The sequence below is a fragment of the Ruegeria sp. BB6 genome (assembly GCF_056539385.1).
This window is the reverse complement of the sequence record NZ_JBQFUW010000003.1, coordinates 239,029-254,442: the sequence shown is the minus strand read 5'-3', so window position 1 is coordinate 254,442 and position 15,414 is coordinate 239,029. Positions and strand designations below refer to the sequence as shown.

The following is a 15,414-nucleotide window of genomic DNA, read 5'->3' as shown; positions in this document are numbered from 1 at the left end:
TCAGCGACTGTTTCCTAAGCGGACGCTAACTAATAACTGCGGGAATATTCATAACCCGTTGTTTTTAAAGTATGGCCCCGTGGCTCAACTGGATAGAGCAGCCCCCTCCTAAGGGGCAGGTTGCAGGTTCGAATCCTGCCGGGGTCGCCAGCCGGAACCTGCAAATCAGCCCTTTGATGCCCGCAAAGTCCGGGTAGCAGGTTCATCCGCCCGAATATCAACCTGCTTCTGCGCTGCTGGGCCGTATTACTCTGCGACTTCCGCTTTCGCCTCGGGGTTTTTGAATTGTTCTTCAAACAGGCTGCGGAAATTGCCGTTCTTTTGCATGAGTTCTTCCAGATTGCCCTGTTCGACCACTGCGCCGTCCTGAACGACCATGATCGTGTCGGCCTCAAGTATCGTGGACAACCTGTGTGCGATCACAACAACCGTGACGTCTTTTGTCAGCGCATCCAGTGCTTCTTTAACCAGAGATTCGGATTTTGCGTCCAGCGCGCTGGTTGCTTCGTCCAGCAGCAGAATCTCAGCTTTGCGCAAAATCGCGCGGGCGATAGCGATTCTCTGTTTTTGACCGCCCGACAGGAACGTGCCGTTTTCACCAACGGGGGTGTCATAACCGTTGGAAAGCTCGGTGATAAAGCCGTGTGCGTGTGCGGCTTTCGCGGCAGCGATCACTTCTTCGTCGGTTGCATCCGGCGCTGAACAACGCAGGTTCTCCATGACCGAAGTGGAAAACAGGAATGTATCCTGACCAACATAGGAAATCTTGCGCCGCAGCGATGAGTAACTGGCGTGCCGCACGTCCTTTCCGTCGATTTCGACACTGCCTTCGTCCGGGTCAAAAAAGCGCATGATCAAACCGAAAATCGTCGATTTTCCCCCGCCGGACTGACCCACAAGAGCGGTTGTTTTGCGGGCCTGGAATGTCAGGCTCATGTCTTCGATCACAGGCACCGAACCTTGATACCCAAAGGTGACATTGCGCAGTACAACCTCACCCGGTCCGTCGCCGAGGTCATGGGCGTCCGGGCTTTCCAGCATCGAGTCTTCCTGGTCCAGAAGCCCAAACAGCAGACCAACGCCGACCATAGCTGTTTCGATCTGAACGCGCATCTTGGACAGCCGCTTTGCCGGTTCATAAGCCATAAGCAGCGCGGTAATAAACGACATCAACTGACCGGCCGTCGGCTGTTCGCTGCCTGCGATTCCGGTTGTGCTGACGATCAGGACGCCGGCGACGGCCAAACCTGCGAGAAACTCCATCAGGGGGCTGGCGATGGATTGAAGCCGCGCAATATCGTTGGCCCGCTTCTCGACGGAGCGGATCGCTGTGTCCATTCGATTGATCATCCGGTCTTCCAGAGAAAAAACCTTGATCACTTTGATGCCGGCCGAGGTTTCCTGCAGAACGCGAATGATCTCTGCCAGGGACTTGAATTCGGCCTGCATGATCGAACGGACGCTTTTCAACAGGTACCGCACCCCGACCAGAGCAATGGGACCAACGACAAAGAACATGACGGACAGAACCGGCTGTTGGTACACCATCACGATGACAAGGCCCACCAATGTCAGCGCGTCGCGGACAAAGCCGGTCACGAGAACGTCGATCAGTTTCCTGGCGGACTGCGCCCCGTTGGTCGTTCGCATCAGCAGGTTCGACGAATCGTTGTCCGAAAAGAACGAGACTCCGTGCCTAAGTAGTTTGCGATAAACTTTTTCCTGCTGCGCTGCCACGATCCGGTTTCCGGCACGGGCCAGAAACACCGCCTGAACATATGACGCCAGAGCCTTCACAAGAAACAGGGCGATGACGCCCAGAGCAATCAGATGGGCCCAGCCGCGCATTTCTGGGCTGGTCATGGCGTCCACGATGTATTCCATCATGTAGGCGGACCCTGCAGTGGTTGCCGCAACCGCGATCATCGCAACAATCGCCACGGCGTACAGCCCACCCTGGGCAAAGAAGCTCTCGCTGATGAGGCGGCCCATATAGCCCGACCGCCAATTGTCCCAGGCGCGCTTTATCATTGCGTTCTCCAGATCGTGAAACTGTGCGCTCGCTCAGATAACCTATAACCGTTCTTCTCTAAAGTGCAGATGAAACGAAATGACCTTACGGTCCGTTTCGACAGCATGACGAGCGCCCGTGCCAGATAGGTATCCGTACCGTATTGGGCAAGTGCTGGCGAAAACATAGATAATCCTCACGGGCGGCCTGCAGCGGCTTTTCGTCGCCCCGGCGCGCGTGCCTGTGACTTACGTGAATCGCGCGCCCAGATAAGGGGCTGAAAAATATGGCTATTTTTTTGAGATTGCCGTGCCGGGTCGTGCGGTCGGCTAAGTGCTTTTCCTGACTTTACAGTGTGTTACCAGCAGCGCGGCTTACTCCGACGCCGAGGCCCAGGCGGTGGAGGTGTTCAGGTGCCGGATTGGGGTTTGAAATTGCGCGGTTTTTTGCCGCTGTGGGCTTTTGGTACGTCTTTCAAAAAAAACACTCGTTCTTTCGCGTTTCTGCTGCTTAAATGTTAGTATTAGCGACGCGGTAATTTCAATTGGTATCAAGATAGTGTCGATCACGGCCGTTATCCTCAGCCTGCCAAAAGATGTAGAGCGGCGACGTTTCTGCGAAGCAGAGCTTGCACGTCTGGGCGTGCAGCATAAATTTTCTGATGCCATATCTGGCGACCAGTTGGGCGGGTCCGAACTGAAGCGCATCTACGATGCCGAGATGAACCGCGCCAAGTTCAAGCGTCCCCTAAGCCGCAACGAAGTTGCCTGTACTCTGGGACATCGACAAATCTGGCAGCACATCGCAGCATCCGATGACTGTGTCGGTCTTGTCCTGGAAGATGATGCAACGTTTATTCGGGATCCCAGATCGTTCCTGAGCGCGCTTTCAGAATGTCCCGAGTGTTTTGAAGATGTGATGATCAAACTGGATGGCGTACCGGGCAAAAATGTTCAGGTCATCAAAGAGTTCGCCGATCAGAACCTTGTCTTGTCAGATATCCTGCCACCCAGAACCACGGGCTATATTCTTGGTCGCCGGGCCGCGGCTCGGTTGCTGCAGGTAGATGCGCCGATTGCCCGCCCTGTTGATATCGACCTGAAATTCTATTGGGAGCATAAAGTGCCCATTCTGACCTTGGGCAAGCAAATGGTGGCCGAGCGGAATTCGCAAGACAGCAACATTGAATCCCATCGGAGAAAAGCCAAACCGGGCTCGCGGCTTGAACGCTTTGTCCGCAATCTCGTGTATCAGGCGAAATTCACCCACGGTCGACTGAGCCACCCGCTGAACCCGGACATGATTGACGGGCTTGGCCCCCTTTTGCGGACCGATAGCCATATTCGGAACCACGTATGAACAAAAGCCTTGTGGTTGTCCGGGCAGGCAGCAAGTCGCTGCATAGTCGGTGGCTGGAAATCCCTCATGATGATCGCAACTACGATCTTTTGATCAGCTATTTTTCAGACGAAGCATATGCAGAATTCGTACCGGAGCCGGGCGTGGACGCAGTATTGGTCAAAGGCGGAAAATGGGACGGGTTGTATAAAACTCTCTCGGACCGGGATCTGGATCAATATGAATACTATTGGCTGCCTGATGACGATCTGGACATCAGCGCACAGGATGTGAACGCTCTGTTCGAAGCGATGCGGTTCTACGGTTTGCGCATCGCGCAGCCGTCTCTTAGCCCGAACAGCTACTTTTCGCACTTTGTGTTCAGCCAATGCCCCGGCTTCGTGCTGCGTTATACGAACTATATCGAGATCATGGCCCCATGCATGCATAGGGACATTCTGAAAAAGGCGTTGCCGCTGTTCCAAAACACCATGAGCGGCTTCGGGCTGGATTATATCTGGTGCCGCTGGGCCGAAGCCGGAGCATTCCGAACAGCCATTCTGGACGAGATCGCGATGCACCACACGCGACCGGTCGGCAAGAACCTAAAGGCGGCTATGGCCGAGACGGGCAACCTCAGTTCCGAAGAAGAAGAAGCCGTCCTGAAAGAGATGTTCGATCTGTCCCGGCGCACTGTTCCCGTGATCTTTGCCGGAATATTGCAAGGTGGGCAGCCTGTTTCAGGCAGGATTCAACTGGGGTGGCGTATGTGTCGTGGCTGGCTTTCGATGATGTCCAGCTTTCGCGATGCTGGAGAAGCGCGCGCGGGCATTCTGAAAATTGCGCGGCGGCAGTTGATCAAGCCCTTGGACATGACGACGATATCACCAAGACAAGAAGGTGTTTGAATGGAAGCGGGTCGATTTCTTATGGTTGGTGCCGGTTTGTCCGGTGCCGTAATTGGTCGTGCACTGGCGGAGGAAGGTCATGAGATCACGATAGTTGATAGCCGCGACCATATCGGCGGCAACTGCCATACGCAGCGCGACGCCGACACGGGTGTCATGATCCATGTCTATGGCCCCCATATCTTTCATACCGATGACGAAGAGGTCTGGGCCTACGTCAACCGGTACGCCAATTTCCTGCCCTACAAGAACCGGGTGAAGACAACCTCGCGGGGGCAGGTCTTTTCGCTGCCGGTCAACCTGCACACGATCAACCAGTTCTTTGGCAAGACGATGCGCCCGGATGAAGCGCACAGCTTTATCACCGAAGAACAGGCCGACACCTCGATCACCGATCCGCAGAGCTTTGAGGAGCAGGCCATGCGGTTCGTCGGGCGTGACCTCTACGAGGCGTTCTTCAAAGGATACACGATCAAGCAGTGGGGGTGTCACCCGTCCGAACTGCCTGCGTCGATCCTCAAACGTCTGCCGGTGCGGTTCAACTACGACGACAATTACTTTTTCCATCAATTTCAGGGGATGCCCGAAAACGGCTATACCGACATGATCGCGGGTATCCTTGATCATCCCTCGATCACCGTCAAACTGAACACGACCTTTGACCGCAGCATGGCCGAGGGGTTTGACCACGTCTTCTACTCGGGGCCGCTGGACGGCTATTTCGACTATGAGCTTGGGCGTCTGGGGTATCGCACGCTGGATTTTGAACGCTTTACCTATGACGGCGACTATCAGGGCTGTGCCGTCATGAACTACGGCGAAGAAGACGTTCCCTATACGCGCATCACCGAACACAAGCACTTTGCCCCGTGGGAGACACATGACGGGTCGGTCTGTTATCGCGAGTATTCACGCGCCGCCGAGCCGGGCGACATTCCCTATTATCCGATCCGGCAGGTGAAGGAAAAAGCACTGCTTGGCGAATATGTCGAGCTGGCCAACAAGACCGCGAACGTGACCTTTGTTGGCCGTTTGGGAACCTATCGCTATCTGGATATGGACGTCACGATCCGCGAGTCTCTGGATACGGCGGCGGCTGTTCTTGCTTCGCTGGAACGGGGTAACGACCTCAAACCGTTTTTTGTTTCGGTGCTCTAAGCGCGGTCATGCCTTTTGCGTGACTGCCGGATCAGGAAACCGGTTGCGCGTGCGGTTCGCAAAAGCCACGAGTGACAGCATCACCGGCACCTCGACCAGAACCCCCACAACGGTTGCCAGGGCCGCGCCCGAGTTCAGCCCGAACAGGCTGATGGCGACGGCCACGGCCAGCTCAAAGAAGTTGGACGTGCCGATCATGGCGCAGGGAGCAGCGATGCGATGGGGCACTTTCAGCGCATAGGCCGCGCCATAGGCCAGTGCAAAAATGCCGTAGCTTTGGATCAAAATGGGCACAGCGATCAGCACAATCACCAGCGGCTTGGCCAGAATGGTTTGCCCTTGCAGGCCGAACAGGATGACCACCGTGGTGATCAGGCCCAGCACGGACCACGGCTTTACCCGGGCCGAGAATGCGTCAATGGCCTCTTGCGTTCCCAGTTTGCGCCGTGTGAGCAGACCGGCAATCAGCGGCAGTACCACATAGAGAACCGTTGCCAGAACCAAGGTCTGCCACGGGACCGAGATGTCAGTGACCCCCAGCAGGAACGCGACGATCGGGGCAAAGGCCACGACCATGATCAGGTCGTTCACCGACACCTGCACCAGCGTATAGGTCGCATCCCCCTTGGTCAGTTGAGACCAGACAAACACCATCGCCGTACAGGGGGCCGCGCCCAACAGGATCAGGCCAGCGGTGTATTGCGCGGCGTCTTCAGGTTTGATCCACGGCGCAAACACGTAGTCAAAGAACAAAACAGCCAGCAAAGCCATTGTGAACGGCTTGATCAGCCAGTTGACCACTAGCGTGACGATAAGACCCTTGGGCTGACGGGCGACCCCTGCGACCGCGCCGAAATCGACGCTGACCATCATCGGAAAGACCATGGCCCAGATCAGCACGGCCACCACAAGATTGACGCTGGCGAACTCGGCCGATGCGATCAATGCCACCAGACCGGGGGCTGCCAGACCTATCAGCACGCCTGCGATCATGGCAAGGGCGACCCAAACGGTAAGGTAACGTTCAAAAATGCTCATGAGTACGCCTCGTTCGTCTGATCGCTGAGCTTGCCAGAGGTTAGTGCTGCAAGCGCGACCATAATTGCAGCAGTTCCCAGCACTAATGGAAGGCCGCCGATCTGATAAGTCAGGCCGGACAGGACAGTGCCCAGCAAACGGCCCGTCGCGTTTGCCATGTAATAAAAGCCGACATCCATCGTGACCCGCTCGGATTTGGTGAAGGCAAGGATCAGGTAGGAATGCAGCGAGGAATTGACCGCGAATATCGCCCCGAACACCAGCAGGCCAAGAATCAACGTCACGGTCAGCCAAGGTTCTGGTCCCGAAGACATCAGGACAGCGACCGTCAACGCAGCCGGGACGCAGAACAGGGCCAAAGCCCAACTACGGGCCGCCCGGATCAGGTCGCCCTCGGTCCGTTTGGACGCGTTCAGGATTTTCGGTGCGCTGGCCTGAACCGCTCCGTAAAGGATGACCCAGACGGCCATGAAGGTACCGATCATGAAAAAGGCCGCGCGGTTTCCTCCTTCGGTCCCGTCGGACAGGACCGCGTAGAAATAGATCGGGATACCAACCACGAACCACACATCCCGCGCGCCAAACAGAAAGACACGCGCTGCTGACAGCCAGTTCACGTTTGCGGATTTGGAAAAGATCTCGGAGAACTTGGCACCCTTGCGTCCTTGCGGCAGGCCGGGTGGCATCAACACAAAGACCGCAACCAGAATGAGTGCCAGAACAATGGCCATCGTCAGCGTTGCCCACATGAAGCCTACCGTTGCCAGCAGGCCGGCCCCCAGCAAAAAGCCCAACCCTTTGACCGCATTTTTCGACCCGGTCAGAAGGGCGACCCAGCGAAACAGCCCTCCGCCCGCTGATGGGGCCAACAGCTTTACGGCAGACTTGGACGACATTTTGGCCAGATCCTTGGCCACTCCGCTAGCGCCCTGCACGATCATCACAAAGACGACTTTGACCGGAATCGCCCAGTTAGGGTCTAGTTGTGTCAGCACCAGCAGCGCCCCGACCTGTAGCGCAAGCCCTGCATACAGCGTCGAGGTCAGGCCGAACCGTGCCGCGATCCAACCGGCGGCCAGATTTGTGACCATCCCGGCAATTTCATACAGAACGAACAAATACGCCAGCTGCACCGGCGAGAACCCCATCGTATGAAAGTGCAACAGCACCAGCATCCGCAAGGCTCCGTCGGTCAGCATGAAAGCCCAATAGGCCGCCGTGACCGCAATATAGGCCGACAGTCCTTCGGGCCGGTCGGTCACAGCGCGGCCCCGACCATCAGCGCCACATCAACCAGACGATGCGCATAGCCCATCTCGTTGTCATACCACGCGTAGATTTTCACCTGCGTTCCGTTCACCACCATGGTCGAAGGCGCGTCGATGATCGAAGACCGTTCGTCATTGGTATAGTCGGTCGAGACCAGCGGCCGCGTTTCATAGCCCAGAATACCCTTCAGTTCGCCCTCGGCTGCGGTCTTGAAGAAGGCGTTAACTTCTTCGGCGGTGGTCTCACGCTCGACCTCAAAAACGCAATCGGTCAGCGAGGCGTTCAGCAACGGCACCCGCACCGCATGGCCGTTCAAACGGCCTTTCAGTTCGGGATAGATCAGCGTGATCGCTGTGGCCGAGCCGGTGGTGGTCGGGATCAGCGAATTCAGCGCCGAGCGCGCGCGCCGCAGGTCCTTGGCGGGGCGGTCCACGATGGTTTGTGTATTGGTCACATCGTGGATCGTGGTCATCGAGCCATGACGGATGCCCAGATTTTCATGGATGACCTTGACCACAGGGGCCAGACAGTTCGTGGTGCAGGACGCCGCCGTCACGATGTGATGCGCGGCAGGGTCATAGGTGCCCTCATTCACGCCCATCACGATATTGGCGGTCGGGCCGTCTTTGACCGGGGCCGAGACGACAACCTTCTTCACACCGGCCTCGAAATAGGGCGCCAGTTTTGCCTCGGTCTTGAAAACACCGGTGCAGTCGATCACCACATCGACGCCGTCCAACGGGAGGTCGTTCAAATCCTTGGTGCCAGTAAACGGCAGGCGCGTGCCATTGATGGTTACACTGTCCGCATCATGTGCGAACTCAGCATCCCAGCGACCATGCACCGTGTCGAACTCCAGCAGATGCGCGTGCATCTCGGGGTCACCGACCCCGTCGTTGATCCAAGCGATCTTGGCACCCTTTTCCAGTAGGGGCTTCAGGGCCAGTTTTCCCATCCGGCCAAGGCCGTTTACCGCGAAAGTGGTCATTTCGTTTCCTCAACAGGAGTTCTGCCGATGTCATCGACAGCAGTTTGCAATGCGATCCGATCCAGGCTTTCGACCGGCAGAGAGGTGAACGCCTCGATCCGACGTTTCAATGCGCCATAGGCGTTTTGGAAGGCGAGGCTTTTCTCGGCATCCGTACCGGTCGCCTTGACCGGGTCGATCATACCCCAGTGGCCGCTGATGGGCTGGCCTTCCCAAGCCGGGCACTCTTCGTTGGCCGCCTGATTGCAGACCGTAAAGACGAAATCCATCTCGGGCGCGTCCTCTGCGGCAAACTCGGACATGTGCTTTGATCGAAGGGTCGACGTATCGTGTCCCTTGTCGCTGAGTACCTGAACGGCGAAAGGGTTGAGTTCTGACGTAGGTTGCGTGCCTGCGGAAAAGACGTTGAACCGATCCCCGCCCAATGTCCGCAGAAGGGATTCAGCAAAGATCGAGCGGGCAGAATTCCCCACACATAGAAACAGAACGTTAAATTTCCGATCCGTCATTTTCTCAGGTCCTTGCGGTGAGGGCATGCAGATATCAGGTCGTCCACGGCAGCAGTCGTTCAGCAGGAAATCCAGCATGTGCTGCACATTCTTCATTTCAATCGAATAGAGCAGAGAGGTGCCCGACCGGTCCTGCGTCACCAAACCCGACCGCTGAAGCGCGTTCAGGTAGTTCGACAAGGTGCTGGGCTTGATCCCCAGTTCCGCCGCCAACTCACCTGCCGGGACCGAGTCAGGAAATCGTCGCATTAACATGCGAAACACCGAAATGCGTTGCGGGTGGCCCAGAATGGCAAGTTGGTTGGTTATCTGTTCTATCATATTTCATGAAATATAGAAATATAGATGAGTCGGCAACGTCTGAACTGTATCGTTACAAAAAATTCACAATCGAAGACCGAGAGCATAGCGCAAGCCGGATCGGTGGGCCAAATCCAGCGGATGAAGACTTGCACGCCACTTCGGGACCGTTTAAACGATCCTTCGCTTGCCTCAATAGCTCAGCTGGTAGAGCAGGTCCTTCGTAATTAGCGAGTCCTCGCTAGAATAGCGCGCGAAGCCAATGAGTTAGCGGCAATGAAATAGAACTAATAGGGCCATAGTAGGGCCTGAAAGCCTCAATAGCTCAGCTGGTAGAGCAGGTCCTTCGTAAGGACAAGGTCGGGGGTTCGAGTCCCTCTTGAGGCACCAAATATCATTGTAATGTATTAATTTTTAAACTTTTTATGATAAGATTGATAATCATCCCCTGATTTGTCCCCCGAATTTTTGTTGATGCCTGATGATACTGGGTTGGTTTCAATTCCATGCCCATCGCCCACTTCCCACTGTAAGAATGGCCATACTATTTAGCACGTCCGCTTTGGCTCAGGAGCGGACCTTCGCCAAAACTGACACAGCGTCTGCTTAGCGGACGAACAAGACAGTCGGGTCGCAAGCCTCAACGTCAACAAACGGCCGATACTGTTGAAAAACTCCAAAATACAGAAAGCGGCGATTTTCGCGAAACGGCGACCAATCGAGAAAGTCCACTGCCACCATCATTGGCGGGCTTTGAGACGGCCGCTGGCCGCCAGCATCAGATGTTGGCCGACCCCTCAGCTGAAAAATTCTTCCGGGCCTGTACGGGCAATTTTTCACTCGGAACTGCGCAAAACAGGAGTTTTTCAACAAAATAGGCCCTTAACGGATTATCAGCAGCCTTTAGCATTACTGCGGTCGCAATCCGCAAAGCCGCCATTCGCTGCGACAGGAAAAAGCAAAGCGAAAAGTCATCGATAGTCCAGCAGGACGGTAACCGGTTTCACTTCACTACGCCGAAATACGCCAGGTGCGCTCGCCTCGTTCCATCGAAAAAGAGTGATGTGCCAAAGGCCCGGGCGCCTTCGTGAGGGATCAATCAATCCGATATGCCCGTCTGCTCTGATCCGATCAGCAGCGAACCATGAGGACGGATCCCTACCGGCAGCTACGAGTTTGCGCCAGGGTTGACTGGCAAGCGCATAGATATCTGCGGCTTCGGGGCTGCGCAAATCGAACAACGCGCATCGTTCCACCTCGAAAGTCAACACAACCCGCGGGCGATCATCCTTCCTGACGTCCTGACCAATAGCGACTTTTGCGCTTTCGACATCAGGGCTCAGATACAAAGCGTCCTGCCCCCGGCGATTGAACCGGGCGGGTGGGCGATCCGGTGCGCCGCGCATGAGGTGAACGTCTGGGTCATCGGCCCAAACAATCTTTACGAATTCTCCGGAAACTTCTGTCAGCATAACGGGTGGCACTGATCGTTTGCGCGTCGCGTTATAGGAAAGACGCAGGGCGGCAGGGGTTTTCCTAGAAAAGAGAAGACGCATGATACCTTGATTGAAATCACCTACTCATGTTTCATCGCATTGTGTTGCATTTCCAAAGGCCTCTCGCATGAAGGTTCCAAAGATCGCCCTCCTTGGCGCGATTCTCGAGTCAAATCGTTTTGCACCGCCGGCTGATTTGTCGGACTTTAAGTCTCTGACATGGCTTTCAGGCGATGCTTTGATGTCTGAAGCGAGATCCGCGACACCAAAGCTGGCAATAGAATTTGCAGCCTTTGTCAGGGCGATGGATGCTACGGGCGACTGGACGCCGGTACCCTGTATCTTGGCAGCCAGCCACCCGGCGGGTCCAGTACGAAAATCTGTAATCGAAGAGGTCATAGCGACTTCGGAAGACATGCTGCGCTCAGCTGGCCCTGTTGACGCAGTCTACATCTGCAACCACGGCGCGATGGTTGCCGAGCATGACCACGACCCTGACGGTTTGTTGATGTCACACATTCGGGGAGTTGTAGGACCGGACATACCTGTCATTGCGACACTCGATCTGCATGCAAATATCTCACAACGGATGGTCGATGCCTGTGACCTGATCGTCGGCTATCGGACCAATCCTCACGTCGATCAGATAGAACGTGGCGAGGAAGCCGCCTTTTCGCTGCGCCGGGTTTTGGCGTCGGGCGTCCGGCCCCAAACCGCGCATGTCAAACTGCCTCTTGTTCCGGCATCCGTGACCCTGCTAAGTGCCGAGCACCCGTATGGCACGCTGATCGACCATGGTCAGCGACGACAAGCCGAAGGTCGAGGTGAGATTCTAAACGTATCGATCTTCGGTAATTTCCTTTTCTCCGACACGCCCGACAACGGTCTGAGCATCGTTGTCACCGCGCGTGAGGACCAGAAGGCGGCCAATGCACTGGCGGAAGAATTGGCAGACATGGCCTGGTCATTGAGGAAGGATTTCGTTCGGAAACTGACATCCGTGACGGAAGCGATCTCAATTTCCGCTGACCAAGCGCGCACGCCTGTGATTTTCTCCGATGCCGGTGACAATCCTGGTGGCGGCGGCAGTGGCAGGACGACGGAACTGTTAGCCGCTCTTCATGCGGCAAAAGTCGAAGTATGCCTATTCGGTTCCTTTTGTGATCCGGAACTTGCGAACGAAGCCCATGGCATCGGTGTCGGCGGCAAATTCAGGGCACGATTCAACCGGTCTTCCGATTCCAGCGCTTTCTGGGCGCAATGGGATGTGCCTTTTGAGGCGGATGCAGAGGTCTTGGGTCTCCATAATGGAGATGTGGTAGGTGAACTGGGCATGACGGCAGGTCGGAGATTGGCCCTAGGGCCATCCGCTGCGCTTCGTATTGGTGGTATCACCGTGGTGGTGATCACCGATCGCACACAGACTGCCGACCCCGTGTTCTTTCATATGTTCGGGCTGGATATTGCGTCTGCCCGGACTGTTGTTGTGAAATCCAGAGGCCACTTTCGGGCCGGGTTTTCCAACTGGTTTGGGCCAAACCAGGTATTTGAGGTCGACACGGGCGGGCTTACGTCGCCAGTTCACGACCGCTGGCCGTTTGCGAATTTGCCACGACCGAACTTTCCGATGGACGTCGACACCTCGTGGTCGGCTAAGATGCTGCGCTAGACGGGCTCTGAGTATTTGTCCTGCGGCGTCGTCAACTTGACAAATTGCATGAACTGGCGGGCAAGCTGAGAAGGTGGCCTGCCTGATGGAAGTACAAAGCTCGTGTCATAAAAAATGGCGGCGTCAAATGGCCTGACGACGACACCTTCCATCCCTGACGACAACAACGGGAAGGGATTGATCAGCGTCACGCCCAAACCCTCGCGGACGAGCTCCAGTGCGGCCATGTTCGTTGCCGTTTCTGCGACTTGTTTCGGCCGAATTCCAGCGCGCGCAAAGATCTTTTCTGTGATCGCTCGCGTCCCCAGCCTTCGCAGAAACTCGATCAGCGCGACGCCTTCAAGGTCGTGCGGCGTCACCACTCGTTTTTCCGATAGCGGATGGTTGCTCGGCATGGCGCAGACCACCTGACTGCGGCGCCAAGGCATGAGATGAACACCAGTTCTTTGGATCATCGCACTCGTCAAACCAAGATCATAGCGGAGGTCGAGAATGCCGGCGACCAGCACGTCCGTGGCCTGAATATCCAATTGAAGCTGCTTTCCTTCATTCTTCTTGAGAAAACTGGCCACCCTGGAGATGACAAAGTGATGTGCCAGAGTCGGCGGCACGATCAGGCGTAACGGCTCGTTATCCGGAGTAGCCCATTCTGCGCCCTCAATGTCCGCCAGCGTCTCGAAAATTGGGTCCAGTTTTTCGTTGAGACGCAAGGCTTCGTCTGTTGGGTCGATACGTCCCGATCGCCGGAGAAAGAGCGATCGCCCAACACGGGCCTCGAGTTGTGATAAGGACCGGCTCACGGCAGACTGCGAAATCCCGAGACGCCGCGCGGCGCCGATGGTTGTCCCAGTCGTGATCACGGCTCTTAGCGACTCGAACTCGCGCAGTCTGTGTCTGTGTTCTGTCATGCTACATTACTCCCCCGGTACGAGCGGCTGAACATCCAAACTCTTGGATTGGTCTATGCAAAGACGCATAGCAATAAGTATTGGCAATGATTTTTGCGGTAGCTAGCCTTTTTTAATAGGGCGCGGGATCGGCCAAAGATTCGCCCATTCACAAGCGCCAAACAAACAGGGAGTCTTTTTGATGAGGAAACTCACATCTGCGACAGCCGTCGCTGTCAGCATTTTGGCTTTCGGCGCCAGTGCTGTTTCGGCCGAAAAACTAACGATCGGCCTCGCTTCGGAGCCGACGTCACTCGATCCGCATTTTCACAACCTGGGTCCGAACAACGCGATGTCCGTGCACATCTTTGACCGGCTGATCGCGCAGGATGAGAAGCAGCGCCTATCGCCGGGTCTTGCCGTGTCATGGGAGCCGATTGATGAATTGACTTGGGAGTTCAAGCTGCGTGAGGGCGTAAAGTTTCACGACGGAAGTGACTTTACGGCAGACGATGTAGTCTGCACCATGGCGCGCGCGCCGGACGTACCGAACTCTCCATCGGGATACGGCACCTATCTCAAGGGTAAGGAAGTCGTCAAAATCGATGACTACACGGTGCATTTCAAAACGGCCGCACCTTATCCGTTAATGGGCAACGACATTTCCACGATCCCTGTGATCTCAGAAGTGGGCTGCGAAGCAACGACGGAAGACTTCAACGCGGGTACGGCCACCATCGGCACAGGGCCGTTCAAGTTCCAAAGTTACACGCCGGGTGAAAGCATCGTGCTGGTACGGAACGACGACTACTGGGGTGATGCACCGATCTGGTCCGAGGTGGAATTCCGCCCAATCACGTCCGGTCCGAGCCGTGTTGCATCGCTTCTTGCCGGTGATGTGGACATGATATCGGGCGTACCAACGACCGATATCACAACACTTCAGGGCAATGACGGTATTCAGTTGAGCCAGGGCGTGTCCAACCGAGTGATCTATCTTCACATGGACCAATTCCGCGAGGATTCACCCTTTGTGAAGGCCAACGGTGGCGGCGATATCAAGAACCCCCTCATGGACGTCCGCGTCCGTAAGGCGATCAGCATGGCGATCAACCGCGATGCAATCGTTGAGCGTGTCATGGAAGGGGTTGCCCTGCCCGCCGGTCAGCTTCTGCCCGAGGGGTTCTTTGGCGTGTCTGACAATTTGGACGTCGTGGCCTATGATCCAGACGGTGCTAAAGCGCTTCTGGCTGAAGCCGGTTATCCCGATGGATTTGAAATGACAATCCATGGGCCGAATGACCGTTACATCAACGACGCCAAAATTGCCGAGGCAATTGCGCAAATGTTGACCCGTGTTGGCATCAAGACAGCCGTCGAAACCATGCCGCGTTCGGTATACTTTGGGCGCGCTTCCAAAGGCAGCCCAGAGGGTCTGCCGGAGTTCAGCTTTATCCTCGTCGGATGGGGCGCGGGGTCCGGCGAAGCGTCCTCGCCTCTCAAATCGCTGATCCACACCCATGACAAGGATGCGGGCTTTGGATCATCAAACCGTGGCCGACACTCGGATGCTGAAACCGACGCGTTGATCGAAGAAGCCCTGCGAACAGTCGATGACGCAAAGCGGCAGGAACTGCTCGCCGCGGCAACAGAGCGCGCGATCGAGAACGTGGCGATCATTCCGACGCACTTCCAGGTCAACACCTGGGCGGCCAAAAAAGGTCTGAGCTACATCCCTCGGACCGACGAATACACTCTCGCGACAGGCGTCGTGAAAGAGTAACCGCAATGCATCCGGGCCGCCTTCGCAGCGGCCCGCAGCCTTTGCCCAGGGAATGTCCTC

The 15,414-nt window shown here is 56.1% G+C and carries 12 protein-coding genes and 2 tRNA genes; 7 read left to right on the top strand and 7 right to left on the bottom strand.

Annotated features, from left to right (window positions below; genetic code table 11):
• Positions 1-73: 73 nt before the first annotated feature.
• A tRNA-Arg gene (locus tag ACR0B7_RS09875) sits at positions 74-150 on the top strand.
• 96 nt (positions 151-246) lie between these two features.
• Here the strand turns inward: ACR0B7_RS09875 and ACR0B7_RS09870 are convergent.
• Positions 247-2,031, bottom strand: coding sequence for an ABC transporter ATP-binding protein (locus ACR0B7_RS09870; protein WP_170483310.1), 1,785 nt, complete (start codon positions 2,029-2,031; stop codon positions 247-249).
• A 538-nt stretch (positions 2,032-2,569) separates the two neighbouring features.
• Between ACR0B7_RS09870 and ACR0B7_RS09865 the strand changes: the two genes are divergently transcribed.
• Genes ACR0B7_RS09865 through glf form a run of 3 tightly spaced genes read left to right on the top strand, consistent with a single transcriptional unit; the run spans position 2,570 to position 5,415 of the window.
• On the top strand, positions 2,570-3,370 hold the full coding sequence (locus tag ACR0B7_RS09865) for a glycosyltransferase family 25 protein (protein ID WP_170483312.1): 801 nt from the start codon (positions 2,570-2,572) through the stop codon (positions 3,368-3,370).
• Entirely contained in the window at positions 3,367-4,257 is an 891-nt protein-coding gene (locus ACR0B7_RS09860) for a hypothetical protein (protein ID WP_170483315.1), read from the top strand. Before ACR0B7_RS09865 ends, ACR0B7_RS09860 begins: the two co-directional genes overlap by 4 nt.
• Complete coding sequence (glf, locus tag ACR0B7_RS09855) at positions 4,258-5,415, top strand: UDP-galactopyranose mutase (protein ID WP_480681364.1); 1,158 nt, start codon at positions 4,258-4,260, stop codon at positions 5,413-5,415.
• Between the two features lie 6 nt (positions 5,416-5,421).
• On the opposite strand, the gene arsB is transcribed toward glf, so the two are convergent.
• The 4 genes from arsB to ACR0B7_RS09835 are packed head-to-tail and all read right to left on the bottom strand — an operon-like array spanning position 5,422 to position 9,540.
• A complete protein-coding gene (arsB, locus tag ACR0B7_RS09850) occupies positions 5,422-6,453 on the bottom strand; it encodes an ACR3 family arsenite efflux transporter (protein ID WP_170483317.1) in 1,032 nt (343 codons plus the stop codon).
• A complete protein-coding gene (gene arsJ / locus ACR0B7_RS09845; protein ID WP_170483319.1) occupies positions 6,450-7,715 on the bottom strand; it encodes an organoarsenical effux MFS transporter ArsJ in 1,266 nt (421 codons plus the stop codon). The genes arsB and arsJ overlap by 4 nt, the downstream gene beginning before the upstream one ends.
• Positions 7,712-8,710 carry an ArsJ-associated glyceraldehyde-3-phosphate dehydrogenase gene (locus ACR0B7_RS09840; protein WP_170569869.1) on the bottom strand — a complete coding sequence of 333 codons (999 nt, stop codon included), beginning with the start codon at positions 8,708-8,710 and terminating at the stop codon, positions 7,712-7,714. Before ACR0B7_RS09840 ends, arsJ begins: the two co-directional genes overlap by 4 nt.
• A complete protein-coding gene (locus ACR0B7_RS09835; RefSeq protein WP_170483323.1) occupies positions 8,707-9,540 on the bottom strand; it encodes an arsenate reductase/protein-tyrosine-phosphatase family protein in 834 nt (277 codons plus the stop codon). The genes ACR0B7_RS09840 and ACR0B7_RS09835 overlap by 4 nt, the downstream gene beginning before the upstream one ends.
• Positions 9,541-9,833: 293 nt before the next feature.
• Between ACR0B7_RS09835 and ACR0B7_RS09830 the strand changes: the two genes are divergently transcribed.
• Positions 9,834-9,909, top strand: a tRNA-Thr gene (locus ACR0B7_RS09830).
• A 581-nt stretch (positions 9,910-10,490) separates the two neighbouring features.
• On the opposite strand, the gene ACR0B7_RS09825 is transcribed toward ACR0B7_RS09830, so the two are convergent.
• Entirely contained in the window at positions 10,491-11,075 is a 585-nt protein-coding gene (locus tag ACR0B7_RS09825; RefSeq protein ID WP_170387141.1) for an RES family NAD+ phosphorylase, read from the bottom strand.
• Between the two features lie 67 nt (positions 11,076-11,142).
• On the opposite strand from ACR0B7_RS09825, the gene ACR0B7_RS09820 reads away from it, so the two are divergent.
• Positions 11,143-12,684 carry a M81 family metallopeptidase gene (locus tag ACR0B7_RS09820; RefSeq protein ID WP_170387143.1) on the top strand — a complete coding sequence of 514 codons (1,542 nt, stop codon included), beginning with the start codon at positions 11,143-11,145 and terminating at the stop codon, positions 12,682-12,684.
• Here ACR0B7_RS09820 and ACR0B7_RS09815 read toward each other — a convergent pair.
• Positions 12,681-13,592, bottom strand: a complete 912-nt coding sequence (locus tag ACR0B7_RS09815) for a LysR family transcriptional regulator (protein WP_170387145.1) — start codon at positions 13,590-13,592, stop codon at positions 12,681-12,683. The two genes, ACR0B7_RS09820 and ACR0B7_RS09815, sit on opposite strands and share 4 nt — an antisense overlap.
• Before the next feature lie 181 nt (positions 13,593-13,773).
• Between ACR0B7_RS09815 and ACR0B7_RS09810 the strand changes: the two genes are divergently transcribed.
• Positions 13,774-15,354, top strand: a complete 1,581-nt coding sequence (locus ACR0B7_RS09810; protein ID WP_170387147.1) for an ABC transporter substrate-binding protein — start codon at positions 13,774-13,776, stop codon at positions 15,352-15,354.
• Positions 15,355-15,414 lie beyond the last annotated feature (60 nt).